Below are 20,122 nucleotides of genomic sequence, written 5' to 3' on the forward strand. Positions count from 1 at the left end.
CCATAATTTAATTATTGAACAATAGGAACCTGTATGCCGACTCATAAACGTATTCGTATGTTTAATACGAAAGAAACTTATCCAACTCAGTCTTTAGACAACGATCTGTGCCAAGCAGTTGTTGCGGGTAATACCATCTATGTTCGTGGCCAAATTGGCACTGACTTTGAGGGTAATCTTGTTGGACTCGGTGACCCACAAAAGCAAGCAGAGCAAGCGATGAAAAATGTAAAGCAGTTGCTTGAGGAATGTGGTTCTGATTTGAGTCATATAGTTAAAACAACCACGTATATCACTGACCCTCGATTCAGAGAGCCAGTATACAAAGAAGTTGGTAAGTGGCTAAAAGGCGTATTCCCAATTTCTACAGGGTTGGTCGTTGCTGGACTTGCTCAGCCTGAGTGGTTAATGGAAATTGACGTTATCGCCGTATTGCCAGAAGAAGCGAATTAGAAAGGAATCAATAATGACATTTTCCATTGCGGGTTTTTGTAAGAAAACTGGGATGTTTGGTACTGCTATTTCATCATCAAGTATCAGTGTTGCAAGCCGATGTGCATTTGCTAAGTCAAAAGTTGGTGTTGTTTTAACTCAGAATATCACTAACCCAGATCTTGGGCCTCTAGGTCTAGAGCAGTTGGAGCTCGGAAATACACCTCAACAAGCGTTAGATATTTTGCGCCGTTCGGAGCAGCATATTGAGTATCGCCAACTGGGTATTCTTGATGGAAAGAACGAGAGTGTTGTTTACAGCGGCGCGAATGCTTTAGGAAACGTTGGAGAAGCGATAGGGGACTCATGCATTGCAATGGGTAACCTGTTAGACAATACCTCTGTTCCTCAAGCTATGGTTGACTTTTTTGAAGCAAATGAACAATTAAGTTTACCAGAACGCTTATTACTTTCTCTGCAAGCGGGTGTTGATAATGGCGGTGAAGCAGGGCCGGTTAAGTCAGCTGGACTCAAAGTCTATGGTGATCAGAATTGGCCTATTGTGGATCTTCGTGTTGATTGGAATGACCTACCGATAGAAGAACTTGGAACACTATTGGATGTTTATAGCCCTCAGATCAAAGACTATATCTTACGTGCTGAATCTCCAGATTCTGCCGCAAGTTATGGTGTTCCTGGAGATGAGTAAAGGCTGTAACAAGCCATAGGTTTCGCTCTCAACCTGACTAATTTCATCGCCTTATTTTCTTGAGGAAATAAGGCGATTGTGTGTTTGAAGCTAAATTTATGGCGATCTTGTCTGTTATTGATAAATAATAAGATTTGTAATTTATACATATTCTGTGGCTATGAATTAGTTTTATTAAACTAAAGTATGCTTTGTATTTGATTAATTAATTCAGTACACTTTTCTAATAACCACAACATAAATGCAACAATCGAGATGAAAAATGGCAAATAAATTCACATTGAAACAACTCACGTATTTCGTTGCAGCTGGAGAACATAGCAGTGTCACCAAGGCTGCGGAGGTGCTATTTGTTTCTCAACCATCAATCTCGTGCGCCATTCATCATCTCGAAGATGTTACCGGGTTGAAGTTGTTTATTCGCCATCACGCTCAAGGGTTAGCCCTAACCAGTCAAGGTGCGGAGTTTTATCATAAAGCGAAAGCTCTGCTACAGGGTGCTGAGGATCTTTCTCAGTTCGTCAGTTCGCTGGGAACCGAAATATCAGGATCACTGCGGATAGTTGGTTTCCCTACGTTCACCTCGTTGATGATGCCTGCAATGCTTAAAGAGTTCGTTGAGAAATATCCAGCCGTAACGGTTCAATGTGATGAAAAGCATCAACGCGATTTACTTGAAGGGTTAATCACGAGCAAATATGAATTTGCAATAACCTACGATATGCAACTGCCTTCCATTGTTGAATTTATCCCGCTGATTAGCTTACCGCCTTACGTGGTTTGCGAACTCGACCATCCTTTAGCCAAAAAGAAAGGCGTTTCGATAAAAGAGTTAGCTAATTATCCGATGGTGATGCTCGATTGGCCCGTCAGTCGAGAATATTTCCACTCCCTATTTTTATCTCAAGGTACCAAGCCAACTGTTGGGTATCATGCACATTCACTAGGCATGGTAAGGGGAATGGTTGCAAATGGCTTTGGGTATTCTATCTTCAACACTCCGGTTCACAGTAACATTGCACTTGATGGAACCAAGTTTGCGTCGATTCCATTGGAAGGGGATCTTATGCCTCTAACAATGGGCATTGTGAAATTAAAGCAACAGCAATTGACTCCGGCAGGGGAAGCATTTTTTAAAGTGTTAGAAGACTTCGCATCCGGTATACTTATTCCTGAACAATTAGATGTAACGAAAACAGCGGAACCTACCTAACTATGCTGTTAGGAACTCTGGTCTAACGCACACGCTATAATGGTTCAAAAAGAGACGACTTCGAGAGTCGTGTTTTTTGTGAATGTAAGTTACCCTGTTGATATTATCTGCCGTGTTTGTTTGGTTGAAGGAAGAAGTTTAAGGTCAATATGTTAGAGAAAAAACATGACAAGGCTCTTGCCCAACTGGTGCGTTCTCTGGGCAAAGAACATTTTCCTGAAGCACTTCATCATTTCTTCGGTAAAGTTATTTCCTGTGATAATCTGATTATTCTTGTTTATCATAAAGACCACAACCCTGAAGAGCTGTACCGTGAATCAAAGGATCCTACGGTCTACCGGAAGATGCAGACGCATTATCTTAGCGGGGCTTATTTACTCGATCCGTTTTATCATGCGGTACGCAGTGGCATTCAATCTGGCATTCACGACATTTTCGATATGGCGCCGGATCAGTTTAAACACACCAGTTATTATCGTGAATATTACCAAGATACGAATCTCATTGATGAGCTTGCTCTGTTTGCGCGTTTAGGGCATGAGACAACGTTAACGGCCTGTTTTGGTCGCGATAAAACAAGTCAGCTACTCTACTGCAAATCTGAAATTGAGTATTTGAAGTCGTTAGAATCTTTGTTGTCTGCACTATGTGAGCAGCACTGGGGAAATTATGAACCCAAAGAAGGAAAAAATATTGCCCTCCCTCCTGTTACTGATCGCCTGAGAAGTGTGTTGATTGAAAAACATAACATTGCGTTAAGTCCTCGACAGGCTGAAGTGGCGTTCTATATCTTGCAAGGTCATTCTTCACTTTCTATTTCACTTAATCTCGATATTAGTAAGGAAACCGTTAAGGTATTTCGTAAACAACTGTACGCCAAATGCAGCATCAGCTCTCAAGCTGAATTATTTGCCTTGTTAATGCCGATATTTTCTACTCTGTAGCCCGCTAAATTTATATTTATCTTCCTCGTTATTTCCAGGTCACTATTGATACCCGAAATTCAACCTATTGATGATGAAATTGTCACTAAACCCTCATTATTTTTTTGTTAACATGTTGATTTTAAACAAATAAATGCCATTTTTGACATGCCATACCCCCCTGGGGTTATATACCCCTCAAATCAGGTGATATAAAGTTAAATTATCATTGTGAGGGGTATCAGGGAAGGCGTCATGATTACACAAATTGCACAAAATGCTTCGGTAGGAATTGATAACGTAGTTAAGCGTTATGGTTCTTTTACCGCACTGCATAATATTTCGTTAGACATAAAAGAAAACGAATTTTTTACTTTGCTGGGGCCTTCTGGCTGTGGCAAAACCACGTTATTGAGATGCATCGCTGGATTTGAAGATGTCAGTGAAGGGCATATTCGACTTAATGATGAAGATTTAACTGGGTTACAAGCCTATGAACGCCCAGTTAACACTGTATTTCAACAATACGCGCTGTTTCCACATATGACCGTTGAACAAAACGTTATGTTCGGGTTGCTACGCAGTGGATGGACCAAGAAGGAAGCAATTCGTCGTGCTGATGATATGCTGAAATTGGTTCAACTTGATGAGCATGCGACACGAAAACCTTCACAGTTATCTGGCGGACAACAGCAAAGGGTTGCGTTAGCACGAGCATTAGCGCCACGTCCTAAAGTCTTGCTTCTTGATGAACCACTCTCTGCATTGGATCTAAAACTTCGTCAAGCTGTACGTGTTCAACTTAAAAAGATCCAAAGAGAAACAGGCATTGCGTTTGTCTTTGTTACTCATGACCAAGAAGAAGCGTTAACCATGTCGGATCGCATTGCGGTAATGTCGAATGGTTACGTTCAGCAAGTGGGTACGCCAAAAGAGATCTATGAAACACCGATTAATCGATTTGTGGCAGACTTTATTGGAGAAACCAATTTACTCGATGTTGAAGTCCTCTCGGTAACCGATGGTATTGCACAAATTCATTTACCGGGCGGTCACCCATTTTCTTGTCCTGCTGCTGCCAAAGTGAATCCAGGTAAAGGGCACCTATCGGTTAGACCTGAGCGCATCAGTTTTTGCTCACCGGAAGCGGGGGATCTTAAAGGCACTGTAACTGGTCAAGTTTACCTCGGAACGGATACACACATTGAGTTAAAACTGGTTGATGATGAAGACATTACGGTTCGAATTCAGAACTCAGCTTCAGTTACAATCCCTCAGACGGGTGATGTTATTGGTCTAAAACTGGAGGCAGGTGCCGCTAGCCTGTTGATAGATTAATGGCTGCGGGTGCGTCGCTCGGCGCGAATATCTCATCGGATATTTATAAAGGTCATGCATTTCGCTTGATGCTTCCTTCATGGGTGATGATTGGTTTTTTCCTATTACTTCCTGTGCTTATGATGGGTGTCTACTCTTTCCTTACGAAAGAATTCCGTGGTGGTGTTATTTGGGAATTTTCGTTTGCTTCCTACGATCAGTTCTTTCTTGATCGCGGCTTGTTTGGTGATGAGCCTCCTGTTGTTGAGTGGACATACATCAACATATTCCTTCGCTCTATTTACCAAGCGGGAATGGCAACACTTTTATGTCTGGTGATTGGTTTTCCAACGGCGTGGTTTATTGCCACTCGTGATGAAAAAAGCCGTGCGATATGGCTCTTTTTAGTCACGATTCCATACTGGGTGAATCTACTCATTCGCACAGTATCGATGAAGTTCCTGATTCGTGATAGTGGACCACTTAATGAGTTTTTACTTTGGACTGGCACGATATCTGAACCGCTTGGCTTAATTAATACTGATATTGCGGTTCAGCTAGGACTATTTTATAGCTACTTACCTTTTATGGTTTTACCGATTTACGCCTCGGTTGAACGATACGACTTTAGTTTGTCTGAAGCCGCTGCCGACCTTTATGCCGGCGCGTGGACCACATTGCGTTTAGTTATTCTACCTGTCGTGAAACCTGGAATCATTGCTGGCTGTATCTTGGTTTTTGTTCCCTCTTTAGGCGCGTTCCTCGCACCGGATCTTTTAGGTGGTGCCAAGAACTTTATGATTGGTTCTCTTATCGAAGAGCAGTTTAAAGGCTCCGCAGGAAACTGGCCATTTGGCGCGGCAATATCAATGATTTTGTTGACCATCGTTATGGCGGTTCTGTTTGTTTACGCGAGAAATCAGCATAAGGAGAGTAACTAATGACTCAAGTAACTGATTTAAGAAAATTTACCGGTTTTCGCGCAATTACTGTTCTGTGTTTGGTAATTCTATATACGCCGCTTATCGTTGTTGCGATTTACTCATTTAACGCTTCATCGTCGATAACAAACTGGGGTGGATGGTCACTTAACTGGTACATGGATGTCTTTACCGGCCCTGAATCTGGGAAGTTTGAACAGGCGGCTATTAACTCCTTGGTCATCGCTATCTGTGCGGCGAGTATTGCTACCATGATTGCTTTGGCTGCGGCTGTGGCAATGACGAGAGGCGGATCATTCAGAGGGAAGGTTACTGGATTTGCACTGATTAACTTACCGTTAATGGTTCCAGAAGTGGTGACCGCAGTTGCGAGTTTGGTGTTCTTTTCAGCCATTGGATTTAATGGTGGAGTATTAACCATCCTTATCGCACACACCATATTTTGTATACCGTTTGCATATCTACCAATATCAGCTCGAATGCAGACGATTCCACCAATGTATGAACAAGCTGCGATGGATCTCTACGCGACACCAAGAGATGCTTTCAAGAAGGTACTTTTACCGATAATGATGCCGGGCGTTCTTTCTGGTTTCCTTCTCGCGTTCATCATATCGCTAGACGATTTTTTGATTACCAACTTCGTTAAAGGAGCGGGTATCGAAACACTACCAACCGTAATCTTTGGTTCGGTTAAACAAGGGATAAAGCCAAACATTATGGCGATTTCAACCCTTATGCTTTTTGTATCAATTATTTTTGTCACCCTATCGTGGATTGTCGGCCGGTCTGGCCAAGAACATCCATCGGAATCATAACTCGGAATTATTACAAGGAAGAAAGACTATGAAAAAACGTACGATAGCATCCATTATATTACTCGCTCTTTCTGCGAATGCACAAGCGGCAGGGAATTTATCACTCTACAACTGGTTTGAGTACATGCCACAAGAGTTGATTGATAAATTTTCTAAAGAGCATGATGTTAAAGTAACCATGGATACGTTTGACAGTAATGAAGCATTACTCGCGTCACTCAAAGCCGGCAAGCTTGGGAGTTATGACCTTGCTGTACCGGGTGACTACATGGTGAAGATAATGAAAGGCGAAGGTATGTTAGATACTTTTGAACCATCAGAGCTTTCTAACTTCTCCAATATTGAAGAGCAATGGCTTGATGTTTCATTTGATCCAGGCCGAACCAGTTCTATTCCTTATCAATGGGGTACGACGTCATTTTCAGTGAATCGAGACCTTTATAGAGGACCTATCGACTCGACCTCTATTCTGTTCGATCCACCTGAAGAGTTGAAAGGAAAGATTAACGTTCTTGATACTGCGGGTGAAACATTAGGTTTAGCGTCAATTCACTTAGGCATCCCACAATGTAGTAGCGACAAAGAGCAACTTAAAGCGTTAAGTAAGCTTGTGAACGATGCGAAAAAAGATTGGGCATCATTTGGTTCTGATATTGCTAAAGACGTGTTGGTATCTGGTGACGCAACGGTCGGAATGATTTGGTCTGGAATGTCAGCACGCGCACGTTCTGAAGGTGCGGATATCGAGTATGCATTCCCGAAAGAAGGCTACATAGTGTGGATGGACAACTTAGTATTACTAAAAGACGCTCCTAACCGCGAAAACGCGTTGAAATTTATGAACTTCCTACTTGTTCCAGAAAATGCAGCAGCGTTAACTAACTACGCTCAATATGCCTCTGGCGTGAAAGGTACTGAACCTTACTTGGATGAAGCAATTAAAACTTTGCCAGAAGCACACCCACCAGCAGGTTCAAAAGGAACGTTTATCGAAGTCTGTTCTGAAGACGTTCAGAAAACGTATGACGCTATTTGGACTCGTTTAAGAAAATAAGTAGAAGAGTAATTTAATGAAAATTGGACTTTGCCAAGCCTTACCTATTGATGGGGATATCGAAAGTGGGTTTACCACAATCGAAACTAACCTTCGTGCAGCAGCTGAAGCTGGCGCCGAAATGGTGGTTTTTCCAGAGCTTTATTTACCTGGATATAATCGTCCCGATCTGCACCAAGAACTCGCTCAATCTATCGATGGCGATTGGATCAATAGGCTTACAGCGTTAGTAAAAAAATATGGCTGTGGATTGACATTAGGCTGGGCAGAGTCCAGTGACAACACCGTATATAACTCAGCAATTTGCTTAGATAAGAACGGTACTCAATTAGCGAATTATAGAAAAATTCAGTTATTTGGTGAGATGGAAAAAGCCAGCTTTATACCTGGTGATTCTTATCAAACTTTTGACTGGAATGGTGAGAAAGCTGCGTTACTTATCTGCTATGACATCGAATTCCCTCAGCATTGTCGTGAGTTAGCGGAAATGGGTGTAACGTTGATTTTTGTTCCGACAGCGAACCCAACAGGGTATGAATATGTCTCACAGACATTGGTTCCCGCTAGAGCCGCTGAGATGGGCGTCACCATCGTTTACGCAAACTACTGTGGATCAGAAGCAGGATTGGATTATGCAGGACTTTCTATGATTGCCAGTTCTGATTCTGCCCCAATGGCGATGGTGGGCTGTACACCAGCACTTGTCATCGTCGATCTCGATACACGATACGCAGCGAAGAGCATTTCTTCAACGCAGCTTAATGATTATTTAGAGGTTAAATAAATGGATATGAACATCGCGACTGATACGTCTTCGGTTTTAAAGTCAGATGAACATCTGGTTCAATCGTTCGCAGATCTTAATGCGTTAAAAGAAAAAGACGCGATCACGGTTATTACTGAAGCTGATGGCTACTTTGTCAAAGACAGTGAAGGGAACAGCCTGATTGATGGCATCGGTGGATTATGGTGTGTTAACGTTGGACATAAGAGAAAAGAAATTATTGATGCGATTAATACCCAGCTCAACACTCTGGATTATTATTCAACATTTTATAACTTTACTCACCCAACAGCGGCAAAACTGGCTGAAAAAATTGCTCAGCTTGCTCCGGGTCATTTAAATCATGTCCATTTTGGCAACTCTGGATCAGTGGCTAATGATACCGCTGTACGTATGCTGCATCACTACAACAATCGCCTTGGTCGTCCAAACAAGAAAAAGATTTTAAGTCGTGTTGGCGCTTACCACGGTTCTACTCACCTTGCGATTGCGATGACAACGCCTGCGTATAGCAAAGGTTGGGACAGTGCCTCTGAATTAGTTCATCACTTAGCATGTCCACACTATTGGCGTGAAGGTGATGGGATGACGGAAGCTGAGTTCCTAGATCATTTAATCGCCGATTTAAATCAAAATATTCATAACGTTGGTGCTGAAAATATCGCGGCTTATATTGCAGAACCTATCATGGGTGCGGGTGGCGTTATCGTACCGCCTGAAGGTTACCATGCTCGTATGGCAAAAGTATGTGCTGAGAATGACATTAAGTATATCTCCGATGAGGTTGTGACAGCGTTTGGTCGCTTAGGACATTTCTTTGCTTCTGAAGCCGTATTTGGCGTTACTCCAGATATTATTACTACGGCTAAAGGCTTAACTTCGGGTTATCAACCTTTGTCGGCAACGATTATTTCTGATGAAATCCATGAAGTCATTTCCGGTCCTGGAGAAGTATTTTTGCATGGTATGACTTACTCTGGTCACCCAGCAGCATCAGCTGCGGCATTGGCTAACATTGAAGTCATGGAGAAAGAAGGGATACCAGAAAAAGTACAAGTTACCGGTAAAATGTTTGAGAAAGCCCTGAAAGGATTAGCGTCTCTTGATTTAGTCGGTGAGGTTCGTGGTAGCCACTTTATGATCGGTATCGAATTTGTGAAGGATAAGGCGACGAAAGAGCCGTTCACTCCAGAAGATATGATTGGGTTAAAAGTGGCTAAAGCCGCTCAACAACGTGGTCTGATCGCTCGACCTCTGGGTAACATACTTATCTTGTCGCCACCGTTGATTCTTGGTGAAGAGCAGGTGACAGAAATTGCGAGCATCCTTCATCAAAGTATTGTTGAAGTCAGTGCGTCACTCTAATTATTGATAACCTCCAATACTCTCCGTGCTATCGGAGAGTATTTTTTCGCCTCTCTGAAATACGAGTTCTAAGATATTTGTATTCAATATTCACCATCAAACAAGCCACTGCTGCTGTTCATATCGTTGCTTACGTTGCTTAACGTTTAGGTGCAACTGTCCATCGTCTTGATACTTTGACACAAAAGACTAATAAAGTGCGTTGCTGCATGAGTTAACTTTCTATCTTTCCGAACAAAAATAATTGTCTTACACGAGGGCAACTTTTCATTTTCTAGTATAAATAACTCTTGATTATTAACCTCATTTTCAATGGCATAGTTGGGAAGAATAGTAAGATAGTCGGATGTTTTTATATGGTTTTTGATGTAGCTGATTTGGTTGAACTCTAACTTAGGTTCGAATGTTTTGTTGTTATGTTTTAAAAATTGATGAAACAGCTGTGTTGTATGAAAACTACCATCTAAGACTGCAAACGGGTAAGAGATGATGGATTCTAATGTCGGGTTTGGAGTCTTAGATAGAGCATGATCATATCGTCCTGTGATGGCTAATGGTGTATTGACGCTTTTTATAATATCAATATTGCTGCAATCAATTGGTTGCATTGCGATACCAATATCTGCGTGGTCATTGACCACATTATAATGTGCCTCTCGGCTTCCAGAGATCGCTAATTTACATCTTATATCTGGATGCTGATGAGTAAATGCCTTCATTGGGGGCATCACCCAAGATTCAACAACTCCTTCGATCGTCGCGAGTCTAATTTTACCCGTAAGTAGGTTTTTAAGTTTGTCGATTTCAGATTTTGCGAGATCGACTTCTCGAATTGTTCGTCGTATATGGCGTTCAACAATTTTACCTTCTTCAGTTAAGAACATGCCTGTTGGACGCCTTTCAAACAAAGGTGAATGAAAGTTGTGCTCAAAATTTTTAATTTGCCTACTTAATGCCGAAGGACTTATATACAGGAGTTTTGATGCTTCTCTTAGAGATTGTGTTTCCGCTAATACAATGAAGTATTTCATTGTTGTGATTTCCATTTAGACATCCTTACCCGATTAATTCATCAGACACAAAAGACCCCGACTTGCACTGTTATGGCTCGCTGTTGCATTTTGTGCAACATGCTGTTCGGAAACTTCTAATTTTCAGAACAGCAATGATAACTTAATATGAAGTTGTAAATGAATTACAAAGGAGTTGTTATGAAAATAAAACGGAAAATTTTGTGGCTAATAATATTATTATCTCTCTCTTTGACTACCTTACCCTATTTTGGTTATTTCAATGAAGCAGAGCTGATTGGTTTACTTCCCATGCCATTAGCCTTAATTCTTATTTGCAATGTTGTATTAACAATATGTGCGATAGCAATCTATCCCCTCCATTTTAAACCTTTTATAAAGAAACTTTCGGATAAGCCAATACAAGGAGAGGAGCTATGAATCACTATTTAACTATCGGGATTCTTATCTCATTTTTATTGTTGTTTTTATTGGTCGCTTTTTTGGCAAGTCGGGGGTCGAAAAATGTAGAAAGTACGACCGAGAGCTATATCATCGGCGGTAGAAATATGGGGACGATGGTTCTTTTGCTGTCCATGGGTGCAACGTATTTCTCAACTTGGACGTTGCTAGGTTCATTTGGAACCTACTATCGCAGTGGAGTCTGGTTTGCTTGCTTCGCTGTCTGGACGATTTTTCACGGAATTTTTGTCTGGTTGTTTGGCACTCGGATTTGGTTGTCAGGGAAAAAATTTGGTTTCTTCACACCAGGTCAGATGTTTGAACATTACTATTCCAGTAAGCGTATGAGGATTGCTGTCGCATTGGTTGGAATTACTGCTTTGGTTCCGGTGATGTTGATTCAAATTAGTGGTGGAGCACAGGCTTTAGAAACGTTAACCGATGGGGTTATTCCGTATGTTATCGGGGTAACAGTAACTTCTTTAATGGTAGGCGTTATCGTACTTTGGGCTGGCTTTAAAGGAACAGCTTGGACCGACTCTTTTATGGGGTTATTTTTTGCATCTATATTGATTTTTACTGCTTTATATAGTGCGGATAAAGCAGGCGGATTCGACTTGTTCAAAAATGCACTTACTCATAGCCCTGAAAAAATGGTTAACACTGGTAACCCGCTTAAAATGATTGAACTATGGCTGGGTCTTGGCTTTGGGGCGTGGGTTTTACCTCATATGTGGCAAAAATACTATTCGGCATCTTCGGCTGAAGTACTAGGCAAAGTTGCGGTTATGACACCGTTTTGGAATTCATGGATGATGGCCATTATCCCTCTTGTTGTCGGCACTGCAGCGATGATCCCTGGTGTTATACCTAGTTTGACTGACAAGACCAGTGACACAATTTTGCCACAGTTATTCGCTGCACATTTACCACTCTTGGGTGCATTTGTTGTTGCTGGTATTTTGGCTGCCGCGATTTCCACTATAAATAGTCAGCTATTGTCTTCAGCCAGTATTGTTGCGGAAGATATCGTAAATACAATACGCAAAAAGCCGCTATCCTCAGAAAATACAGTCCGTGTTACCAAGTTAGTGGTTGCGTTGTTAACCATCTTTGTCTTTGTGCTTGCTTTAACACCAAGTGGCACGGGATTCCTTGTACCTATTGCTTCATTAGGCTTTGGTTTAGGGCTTCAAATTGTCCCTAGTGCGTTAGGAATTCTTTATTTCAAAAAAGTAACAGAATCCGGTGCATTTTGGGGGTTGATAGTTGGCTCGGTTGTTATGATCTTTTCCGCTCTATTAGGTTTGAATTTAGTTGTCGGTTCTAGTCTTTTTGGCTTTATTATCAACATATTAGTGACAGTGTTGGTTAGTAAGATTACACAACCTGTTTCTGAGAAATCGGTGGTGAATTACCATGATATGTACGATGAATATATGGTGAACAATACGACGGAAGTCGGATCTATTGAAGCAAGCACAAGCGTTGTGACCCAAAAATAAGGAATGAATAATGAACAAGAATTGCAAAGTCGCGATTATCCAAGATAGTAGTGTTCCATTTGATTCTGAAAAAACAGCAGATAAATCAGTTCAACTAATTGAAGAATGTGCCGAGAATGGTGCCGAATTGGTGGTATTTCCTGAAGCATTTATAGGCACTTACCCTAAAGGTCTAACGTTTGATGCTCCAGTTGGTACTCGACTTCCTGAAGGTAGAAATGATTTCTATCGATATTTTGAAGGGGCGGTTGAATTAGATGGTGAGGAAATGACAAAGGTTGTCGTTGCATCGTCTGAAAATTCCATTTTTGTTGTTATGGGAATTATTGAGCGAGTAGGGAGTACACTCTACTGTAGCGTTGTATTTGTGGACCCCAAGCTTGGTGTCGTTAATGTTCGCCGGAAATTGATGCCCACAGGCGCTGAACGTTTAGTTTGGGGGTTTGGAGATGGTTCTACACTTGACGTAGTAGACAGCGATATTGGTAAGATTGGCGCGGTGATTTGCTGGGAGAACTACATGCCATCTCTTCGGATGGCAATGTATGCGCAAGGCGTTGAATTATATTGCGTACCGACGGCCGACGATCGAGAAACATGGTTGTCAAGTATGCGACATATCGCAATGGAGGGGCGTTGTTTTGTATTAAGTGCTTGTCAGTTTATTACTCGTAAAGAGTTTGGCAGTGATTACCGAAGCATACTGTCCGACGATGATGAAAGTATCGTCATGAGAGGAGGTAGTTGTGTTATTGGTCCGCTTGGAGATGTCATAGCTGGCCCAATATTCGATAAGAAAGCCATTATATATGCAGACCTAGATAGAGAAATGTTGATAAAGAGTAAGATAGATTTCGACCCGGTTGGGCATTACTCAAGGCCAGACGTTTTATCGCTGAATGTTGATACAAGCAAAAAGCAGGCTGTGGTTTTCGACAATCAAACATAAGATCTTTCCAATATAAGTATACCCTTAGCGTTATCGCTAAGGGTTAACTCCATCCGTATTGTACTTACCGAAACTAATCCTCTCGAAAACTACACGTAGAAACTTTACATAACGGTAATGGCATGCTCTAATCGAACAATTGTTTGCAATGCGGACAATTGTTTTTATTTTTGTGAGCGATTATTTTTATGACTGATAGAGAACAACAAGTTTTAGAAATATTACAGCGTAATCCTTTGATCCCTCAGCAGGAACTAGCTGATCAGATCGGGATAAGCCGAAGCGCTGTTGCTGGCCACATCATGCAGCTAACGCGTAAAGGGTTTATTAAAGGTAAGGGATACATTCTCTGCTCCGAACCCTATGCCGTTGTGTTGGGTGGTGCGAATATGGACTTGTGTGGTCGCTCTGATGCATCGATTGTGTTGGCCGACTCTAATCCCGGTTCATTTGAGTCCAGTGCCGGTGGTGTTGGACGAAATATTGCTGAAAATTTAGCTCGTTTAGGTAGCCAAGTTGAGTTTATTGGTACGTTCGGTGGTGATAGTTGGGGGGAAGAACTAAAAGAATCTTGCCATCTTTCTAATGTCGGCACCGACCATTCGCTTATCTTACCCGATAGAAAATCGAGCAGTTATTTGTCTATTATCGATGATCAGGGTGAGTTGCTTGTCGCACTAAATGACATGCAATTGATAGAGAGCTTAAACGCTAAGCAGCTTGCCAAGAGAAGGGGAATCATTACCGGTGCAAGTGTTCTTGTTATCGATGCCAACCTCAGTGAAGAAGCGTTGGAATATTTGTTTAATCAGTATGGCAATAAAACGATTTTTGCTGATCCTGTCTCATCGATCAAGGCAACTAAACTCTTGCCTTATTTAGATAAAATTGATTTCTTAAAACCTAATCAACTCGAAGCACAAGTCCTGTCGGGCCATTCTATCAATGAGTCTATTGAAGTCAGCCAGTTAGCGGATGATTTGCATGAAAAAGGGGTCAAACACCTTGCAATTAGCCTTGGTAATAAAGGCGTATTAGCAAGCTGTAATTCGCAGCAGACCTTAATGGACGCCACCCCGACTCATGTGGTGAATGTTACTGGAGCAGGCGACGCCATGATGGCAGCACTTGTTCACGCTTATTTACAAAACTGGAGTTGGGATCAGAGCATAAGATTTGCCATTGCAGCGTCTCATCTAGCGCTCACTTCAGTCGATACCATTAATTCAGAAATGTCAGAGCAGACGCTTTTGTCTCTGATTGAGGAGAAATAAACATGTTAGAACAGTACCTTGATATTCAACCTGAAGTCGCAGAAGCACTTGCGAATAATAAAGCCGTGGTTGCGTTAGAGTCGACAATCATTTCACACGGAATGCCTTTCCCGCGCAATGTCGAAACAGCGCTTCTCGTCGAAGAAACCATCCGCGAAAATGGCGCTGTACCGGCGACGATTGCAATTATTGAAGGTCGTCTAAAAGTCGGGTTATCAAAAGAGCAAATCGAATATCTTGGTAAAGCAGGAACCTCGGTAACGAAAGTAAGCCGACGCGACATTCCGTTTATGGTTGCGGGTAAAAAAGATGGCGCGACAACGGTAGCTGCTACAATGATTCTTGCTGCAATGGCTGGCATTAAAGTCTTTGCCACTGGTGGCATCGGTGGCGTACATCGAGGCGCACAAGAAACGTTTGATATATCTGCTGACCTTCAAGAACTCGCAAACACGAATGTCGCTGTGGTATGTGCTGGAGCCAAATCAATTCTTGACCTAGGGCTGACTCGAGAGTACTTAGAAACACAAGGTGTGCCAATTGTGGGTTACCAAACGGACTCACTGCCAGCGTTTTATACCCGAGAAAGTGACCATTCGGTAGATTATCGATTAGACAGCCCAGACTCTATTGCATCTGCACTTAAAGCCAAGTGGGAATTAAATCTCAATGGTGGTGTGGTTGTCGCGAACCCAATTCCTGTTGAGTACGCAATGCCATTAGAAACAATCACGGATGCTATAGAGCAATCTTTAGCAGAAGCAGACGAGCAGGGCATTGCGGGTAAAGAGTCAACACCATTCTTATTGGCTCGCGTATGTGAACTCACTGGGGGTAATAGCCTAGATTCAAATATTCAATTAGTGCTTAATAACGCTCGACTAGGTGCTGAGATAGCGAAGAAATATTGCAACAACTAAGCCATCAATACTAATATCCTTATTGGTTACAACCGCAGTTCCCAGCTGCGGTTGCTGCAGAATGTATTTGTGACAAACTTATATCGATCACATGTGTGATCACCTCCAGGTTGAACACGCAGAAACACAGGAGTAAAGAATATGTCTACGGTTCTTATTACTGGCGCAAATCGAGGAATTGGCTTTGCTCTGGTTCAGCATTACCTCACACTAGGTTATGAAGTGCACGCAACGTATCGTTCAGAAGCGAGCGCAACTGAACTGCTCCAACTTGAACAGTCCAATCCATCTCTCTGTTGTCACTTACTCGAGGTGACCGATTACGAACAAGTTAGCGCACTCAAAACCAAGCTTCCCGCGCTGGATCTTTTGATTAATAACGCCGGTTATTACGGTCCTAAAGGTGTTAGTTTTGGCAACACCGATCTTGAGGAATGGCGTCAAGTTCTAGAAATCAATACTATCGCTCCATTGAAACTGGTCGAAAGTCTCTATCCACTGTTAAAACAAGGCGAGCTTAAACGCATCGCATTCGTCTCTTCCAAGGTTGGCAGTATGACTGATAATAGTTCCGGAGGAGGGTATCTTTATCGTTCCTCAAAGGCGGCACTTAACTCGGTCGTGAAAAGTTTGAGTATTGATCTTGCCGATGATGGCTTTTGTGTCGTTGCACTCCATCCGGGGTGGGTTCAAACGGATATGGGTGGACCGAATGCATTAATCACTGCGTCGCAAAGTGTTGCTGGATTAACCCAAGTAATAGGAAATTTGAACCAGAACGATAACGGTCGATTTCTTAACTACGACGGAACGGAGATTCCTTGGTAACATGCATGTGGCATTCTTTAGCCGACCGAAGATAAGTTGCAGTGAGCTCACATGGTCACTTAGTCACATAGCAATGAAGTAAAAAACCTATAACTCCACTAATTTTCCAATAAGGCATGAATTCATGATTCGAGTAGGCGTAATTGGTTATGGCAATTCTGCCAATACATTTCATATTCCGTTGATTCAATCCACCGAGTCAATGGTTCTGACAGCCATAAGCAGTTCTAAATCGAGTATCTTGAAAGTAGAACACCCATCGCTCGTCATATTTAATTCAGCGGAACAATTAATCACAAGTAAAAAAGTGGATTTGGTGATAATTACCGCCCCAAATCAATTTCATTTTTCATTGGCAAAGTTTTGCTTAGAAAGTGGGGTGCATGTCGTTGTCGAAAAACCAATGGTAACTACGAGTAGAGAAGCTGAAGAACTGATCATTCTTGCCAAAAAGAACGCTTTAGTCCTCTCCGTGTTCCATAATAGACGCTGGGATGGTGATTTTTTAACGCTACAAAAACTGCTGAAAAATAATGCATTAGGAGAAATTAGGTTATTTGAATCTCGTTTTGACCGTTTCCGACCAATCGTTCGTCAAAGGTGGAGAGAAGAACCTGGCCCGGGAGCCGGAATCTGGTATGACTTAGGATCTCACTTGGTTGATCAAGCCATTCATCTTTTTGGTATGCCTAATGCTTTGACTGCAAGGTGTTTGCCGTTAAGGGATGGTTCAAAAACAACTGACTACTTCCATGTACTGCTGCATTATCAAAACCTTGAAGTTGTTTTGCATGCAAGCTCATTTTGTGCGGCACCAAACACTCGTTTTAGACTTGAGGGAAGTCTTGGCAGTTTTGTTAAATATGGATTCGATCCTCAAGAAGAGCATTTAAAAAGCGGCATTGCGCCTGATAATTTAGGGTATGGTGTGGACAATAAAGAACAGTATGGAAGTCTTTACTCTGAATCTTCAGTTGATTTAATTGAAACAGAAATTGGTTGCTATCAACACTATTACCATGCAATCGCCACTGCAATCAACGCTGGTGGTATAAACCCAATCGATCCTGCTGATGCGGTGAAGGTTTTAAAAATACTCGAATCAGCAGAACAAAGTAGTAAACAAGGCAAAACGATATTTGTGTGAAAATAAATACTAACAAGACTGATGTTTTGCTATTGCTCCATTCTGGCTTGTAAGTTTAAGCCAGATACGGCGGTTAATTTTCCACCTTTTTTAAAACCTCATCCCAGAAATGGGTCACAATCAAACTTCCAACCGAAGATTCCCCATTGATTAGTAACGCAATACCAATGTCGTGTTTCTTAGAATAAGCAAGTTCTGCACTAAACCCGGTTACCCAACCATTGTGATAAATGAGTTCTTCACCACCGTAATCGAAGATGCGCCAACCCATACCATAGTCGGTTCTTTGTAGCTTCTTCCGCCAGTGCTTGCGGGTCATCTCTCTCTTGGTTTCGATTCGGGGTGTGGAAACGGTTTCTAACACGGCTGGTGAAATGACTTCTGGGTATTCGCCTAACTGAGCTTTTAACCACTGTGCCATATCGTTGATACTGGCATTCACACCTGCGGCGGGTAACACACGGTAATAATCCTCTTCAACTTCTCGGCTGTACCAGCGTTTTTTGCCGCGCACATGAGGCGTTGCATGATTGCTATTGCTGAGAAACGCTTCCATTCCAAGAGACGCATCATTCATCGCCAATGGTGCAAATATTTTATCTTGCATTAACTGGGTATAATTTTGGTTGGTAGATTGTTCAAGAATGGGGTCCACCAAACTGAACATCAGATTGGTATAACCGTAACAGTTTCCAGGTATGCACAATGGTTCCAGTTTATTGAACGCTGGGTAAATTTTACTCAACGGTAAGTGTGCATCGAGCAGGTTGTCGTAGACATTGTGTACCATACCGGTTGTATGACTAAGCAAGTGTTGGACTTGCAATTGACTAGAGGCTTTCGCATCTTTGTAGCTGAATTCGGGTAAGTAATCATTGATGAGATCATCCCAATTTAACTTCTTTTCTTCAACTAATATTGCAGTCAGTTCAGCAGCAAATGTTTTAGACACTGATGCGAGGCGAAATACCGTGTTTTGATTAACCTTACCTTTTTCTCCTTCCTTACGAACGCCATAGAGACTGAGGAGCTTGACTTCATCACCTTGAACTACGACTAAGGCTCCACCCGGAACTTTATCGTTTTTAAGTTGTTTGGAGAAGTAACTGTCGAGATTTGCAGTAACAGGCGAAAGATCAAGTGCATAACAGGAAAAAGAACTTAAGAAAAACAATGTAGATAGGAGACGAAACATACTGAGAACCGAAGGAGAAACCAAAGCGCTCATCATAACATAATCGGATTTTTTGAGTTAAAGCCCATTACATCTAGTAACATATTGGCAGATGAATCGCTGAAATTGAGAACTTAGTCTGTCGAGGTAAACGGCGTTTTCGTTAATATTGTGTTCAAACGCGCCTGAGAAATTTAAACAAGTATGCGCGGTAATTTGAATTTAACTTAGGGGTGAAACGATGGTGTTATTTGTAGGGTATCGACCGTGGATTCTACATCTAAATAAGCATAATTATGCCTTATTTCATTCAGTGATTATTCAATGAATGAACGTCATTTTACATTGCTTTCACGGTTAACTCTGAAGGATAGTTTGTCTTTGATTTTTTATACCAATATGACACCATACGCTTAGGTTGCGAATTTAATAAGGAACATTCTTTGAAGTGTCTAGTTGTGGTTGCTCATCCACTTAAAGATAGCTTGTGCCATTACTTGGCTAACGTAACGATAGATCACCTTACTTCAAAAGGATACGAGATCACTGTTAAAGACCTGTATCAAGAAGAGTTTAACCCTGCGCTAAGTAGTTCGGAGCGACGAAGCTATTATCAGGAATTCTTTGATACGAATAGTCTTGAAGGTGATATTACCCAACTAAAAGAAACGGAATCGTTAATTTTAGTGTTTCCAACATGGTGGTTTGGATTTCCCGCCATATTAAAAGGTTGGTTTGACCGCGTATGGGCTCCCACTCATGCATATAATCATGCGTCAGATTTGGGGGCGATAACGCCTTGTCTGGAGAATTTGAGAGAGGTAAAAGTAATCACAACTCTTGGATCACCTTGGTGGGTCGACATTTTCGTACTGTGGAAGCCTATTCATCGAACACTTAAGATTGCTCTTTTAGGAGCATGTACAAAGCAGTGTAAGCTTCAGATGCTATCACTATACAAAAGTGAAGATGCTTCTAAAGATAGAATTGATGCTTTTGTAGACAAAATTAAGTCAAAATTTTAATTCTGTAATTTAGTACTAAAAATTTCCAGTACTGGAGTGAATAAGCAGTTTCAAAAGCGTATAACAATTCACTTCATCGAGTGTGTGAATCATCCGCTAAATGCTCAATAATGTCGAACTGCGAGTTGGGTCAGCCGCTCGGGTAAGAAGCTTTTGTCCAGAGGCGTGCCCGCGAGATCGTTGCTAGCACGTTTATGCCCGTGCGACCTGAAGTCGTATGAAGCGTTGTTCACCGCTTTATGAGTGAACCATCTGTATCACCAGATGAATCT

General features: G+C 41.8%; 19 protein-coding genes. 17 read left to right on the top strand and 2 right to left on the bottom strand.

Translation table 11 applies throughout. The annotated features are described in order from the left end of the window. Window positions 1-33: 33 nt before the first annotated feature. From ACWU4D_RS11215 to ACWU4D_RS11260, 10 genes are all read left to right on the top strand, one after another. Complete coding sequence (locus ACWU4D_RS11215; protein WP_456051512.1) at window positions 34-453, top strand: RidA family protein; 420 nt, start codon at window positions 34-36, stop codon at window positions 451-453. A gap of 13 nt (window positions 454-466) precedes the next feature. Next, a complete protein-coding gene (locus ACWU4D_RS11220; RefSeq protein ID WP_456051513.1) occupies window positions 467-1,141 on the top strand; it encodes a DUF1028 domain-containing protein in 675 nt (224 codons plus the stop codon). 262 nt (window positions 1,142-1,403) lie between these two features. Beyond that, the gene (locus ACWU4D_RS11225; RefSeq protein ID WP_456051514.1) at window positions 1,404-2,354 is read left to right on the top strand and encodes a LysR family transcriptional regulator; all 951 of its coding nucleotides are present in this window, start codon (window positions 1,404-1,406) and stop codon (window positions 2,352-2,354) included. Between the two features lie 149 nt (window positions 2,355-2,503). Then, on the top strand, window positions 2,504-3,298 hold the full coding sequence (locus tag ACWU4D_RS11230) for a helix-turn-helix transcriptional regulator (RefSeq protein ID WP_456051515.1): 795 nt from the start codon (window positions 2,504-2,506) through the stop codon (window positions 3,296-3,298). Window positions 3,299-3,532: 234 nt separating this feature from the next. Continuing rightward, a complete protein-coding gene (locus ACWU4D_RS11235) occupies window positions 3,533-4,615 on the top strand; it encodes an ABC transporter ATP-binding protein (RefSeq protein WP_456051516.1) in 1,083 nt (360 codons plus the stop codon). Continuing rightward, the gene (locus ACWU4D_RS11240; protein WP_456051517.1) at window positions 4,615-5,535 is read left to right on the top strand and encodes an ABC transporter permease; all 921 of its coding nucleotides are present in this window, start codon (window positions 4,615-4,617) and stop codon (window positions 5,533-5,535) included. The genes ACWU4D_RS11235 and ACWU4D_RS11240 overlap by 1 nt, the downstream gene beginning before the upstream one ends. After that, the gene (locus ACWU4D_RS11245) at window positions 5,535-6,353 is read left to right on the top strand and encodes an ABC transporter permease (protein ID WP_456051518.1); all 819 of its coding nucleotides are present in this window, start codon (window positions 5,535-5,537) and stop codon (window positions 6,351-6,353) included. Before ACWU4D_RS11240 ends, ACWU4D_RS11245 begins: the two co-directional genes overlap by 1 nt. A 28-nt stretch (window positions 6,354-6,381) precedes the next feature. Then, window positions 6,382-7,407, top strand: coding sequence for an extracellular solute-binding protein (locus tag ACWU4D_RS11250; protein ID WP_456051519.1), 1,026 nt, complete (start codon window positions 6,382-6,384; stop codon window positions 7,405-7,407). A 16-nt stretch (window positions 7,408-7,423) separates the two neighbouring features. Next, a complete protein-coding gene (locus ACWU4D_RS11255; RefSeq protein ID WP_456051520.1) occupies window positions 7,424-8,191 on the top strand; it encodes a carbon-nitrogen hydrolase family protein in 768 nt (255 codons plus the stop codon). Next, window positions 8,192-9,556 carry an aminotransferase class III-fold pyridoxal phosphate-dependent enzyme gene (locus tag ACWU4D_RS11260; protein ID WP_456051521.1) on the top strand — a complete coding sequence of 455 codons (1,365 nt, stop codon included), beginning with the start codon at window positions 8,192-8,194 and terminating at the stop codon, window positions 9,554-9,556. Between the two features lie 146 nt (window positions 9,557-9,702). Here ACWU4D_RS11260 and ACWU4D_RS11265 read toward each other — a convergent pair whose 3' ends face one another. Then, complete coding sequence (locus tag ACWU4D_RS11265) at window positions 9,703-10,602, bottom strand: LysR family transcriptional regulator (protein WP_456051522.1); 900 nt, start codon at window positions 10,600-10,602, stop codon at window positions 9,703-9,705. Between the two features lie 401 nt (window positions 10,603-11,003). On the opposite strand from ACWU4D_RS11265, the gene ACWU4D_RS11270 reads away from it, so the two are divergent. The 6 genes from ACWU4D_RS11270 (at window position 11,004) to ACWU4D_RS11295 (ending at window position 17,651) form a co-directional block, all read left to right on the top strand. Next, window positions 11,004-12,533 (top strand): sodium:solute symporter family protein, encoded by a 1,530-nt coding sequence (locus tag ACWU4D_RS11270; protein ID WP_456051523.1) that lies wholly within the window; start codon window positions 11,004-11,006, stop codon window positions 12,531-12,533. 10 nt (window positions 12,534-12,543) lie between these two features. Next, window positions 12,544-13,482 carry a carbon-nitrogen hydrolase family protein gene (locus tag ACWU4D_RS11275; RefSeq protein ID WP_456051524.1) on the top strand — a complete coding sequence of 313 codons (939 nt, stop codon included), beginning with the start codon at window positions 12,544-12,546 and terminating at the stop codon, window positions 13,480-13,482. 188 nt (window positions 13,483-13,670) lie between these two features. Then, window positions 13,671-14,756, top strand: coding sequence for a PfkB family carbohydrate kinase (locus ACWU4D_RS11280; RefSeq protein ID WP_456051525.1), 1,086 nt, complete (start codon window positions 13,671-13,673; stop codon window positions 14,754-14,756). A 2-nt stretch (window positions 14,757-14,758) separates the two neighbouring features. Beyond that, window positions 14,759-15,676 (top strand): pseudouridine-5'-phosphate glycosidase, encoded by a 918-nt coding sequence (locus ACWU4D_RS11285; protein ID WP_456051526.1) that lies wholly within the window; start codon window positions 14,759-14,761, stop codon window positions 15,674-15,676. A gap of 141 nt (window positions 15,677-15,817) precedes the next feature. Further along, complete coding sequence (locus ACWU4D_RS11290) at window positions 15,818-16,504, top strand: SDR family oxidoreductase (protein ID WP_456051527.1); 687 nt, start codon at window positions 15,818-15,820, stop codon at window positions 16,502-16,504. A 124-nt stretch (window positions 16,505-16,628) separates the two neighbouring features. Further along, a complete protein-coding gene (locus ACWU4D_RS11295) occupies window positions 16,629-17,651 on the top strand; it encodes an oxidoreductase (protein ID WP_456051528.1) in 1,023 nt (340 codons plus the stop codon). A gap of 73 nt (window positions 17,652-17,724) precedes the next feature. On the opposite strand, the gene ACWU4D_RS11300 is transcribed toward ACWU4D_RS11295, so the two are convergent. Then, window positions 17,725-18,846 carry a serine hydrolase domain-containing protein gene (locus tag ACWU4D_RS11300; protein ID WP_456051529.1) on the bottom strand — a complete coding sequence of 374 codons (1,122 nt, stop codon included), beginning with the start codon at window positions 18,844-18,846 and terminating at the stop codon, window positions 17,725-17,727. A 422-nt stretch (window positions 18,847-19,268) separates the two neighbouring features. Between ACWU4D_RS11300 and ACWU4D_RS11305 the strand changes: the two genes are divergently transcribed. Next, on the top strand, window positions 19,269-19,850 hold the full coding sequence (locus ACWU4D_RS11305) for an NAD(P)H-dependent oxidoreductase (RefSeq protein ID WP_456051530.1): 582 nt from the start codon (window positions 19,269-19,271) through the stop codon (window positions 19,848-19,850). The last annotated feature ends 272 nt before the right edge of the window (window positions 19,851-20,122 follow it).

The organism is Vibrio phycocola, assembly GCF_053850235.1.

Coding starts and splice junctions, on each gene's coding strand:
- ACWU4D_RS11280 (WP_456051525.1), top strand. CDS start 13,671: ATGACTGATAGAGAACAACAAGTTTTAGAAATATTACAGCGTAATCCT.
- ACWU4D_RS11265 (WP_456051522.1), bottom strand. CDS start 10,602: ATGGAAATCACAACAATGAAATACTTCATTGTATTAGCGGAAACACAA.
- ACWU4D_RS11295 (WP_456051528.1), top strand. CDS start 16,629: ATGATTCGAGTAGGCGTAATTGGTTATGGCAATTCTGCCAATACATTT.
- ACWU4D_RS11290 (WP_456051527.1), top strand. CDS start 15,818: ATGTCTACGGTTCTTATTACTGGCGCAAATCGAGGAATTGGCTTTGCT.
- ACWU4D_RS11245 (WP_456051518.1), top strand. CDS start 5,535: ATGACTCAAGTAACTGATTTAAGAAAATTTACCGGTTTTCGCGCAATT.
- ACWU4D_RS11275 (WP_456051524.1), top strand. CDS start 12,544: ATGAACAAGAATTGCAAAGTCGCGATTATCCAAGATAGTAGTGTTCCA.
- ACWU4D_RS11260 (WP_456051521.1), top strand. CDS start 8,192: ATGGATATGAACATCGCGACTGATACGTCTTCGGTTTTAAAGTCAGAT.
- ACWU4D_RS11225 (WP_456051514.1), top strand. CDS start 1,404: ATGGCAAATAAATTCACATTGAAACAACTCACGTATTTCGTTGCAGCT.
- ACWU4D_RS11250 (WP_456051519.1), top strand. CDS start 6,382: ATGAAAAAACGTACGATAGCATCCATTATATTACTCGCTCTTTCTGCG.
- ACWU4D_RS11220 (WP_456051513.1), top strand. CDS start 467: ATGACATTTTCCATTGCGGGTTTTTGTAAGAAAACTGGGATGTTTGGT.
- ACWU4D_RS11300 (WP_456051529.1), bottom strand. CDS start 18,846: ATGTTTCGTCTCCTATCTACATTGTTTTTCTTAAGTTCTTTTTCCTGT.
- ACWU4D_RS11235 (WP_456051516.1), top strand. CDS start 3,533: ATGATTACACAAATTGCACAAAATGCTTCGGTAGGAATTGATAACGTA.
- ACWU4D_RS11285 (WP_456051526.1), top strand. CDS start 14,759: ATGTTAGAACAGTACCTTGATATTCAACCTGAAGTCGCAGAAGCACTT.
- ACWU4D_RS11270 (WP_456051523.1), top strand. CDS start 11,004: ATGAATCACTATTTAACTATCGGGATTCTTATCTCATTTTTATTGTTG.
- ACWU4D_RS11240 (WP_456051517.1), top strand. CDS start 4,615: ATGGCTGCGGGTGCGTCGCTCGGCGCGAATATCTCATCGGATATTTAT.
- ACWU4D_RS11255 (WP_456051520.1), top strand. CDS start 7,424: ATGAAAATTGGACTTTGCCAAGCCTTACCTATTGATGGGGATATCGAA.
- ACWU4D_RS11215 (WP_456051512.1), top strand. CDS start 34: ATGCCGACTCATAAACGTATTCGTATGTTTAATACGAAAGAAACTTAT.
- ACWU4D_RS11230 (WP_456051515.1), top strand. CDS start 2,504: ATGTTAGAGAAAAAACATGACAAGGCTCTTGCCCAACTGGTGCGTTCT.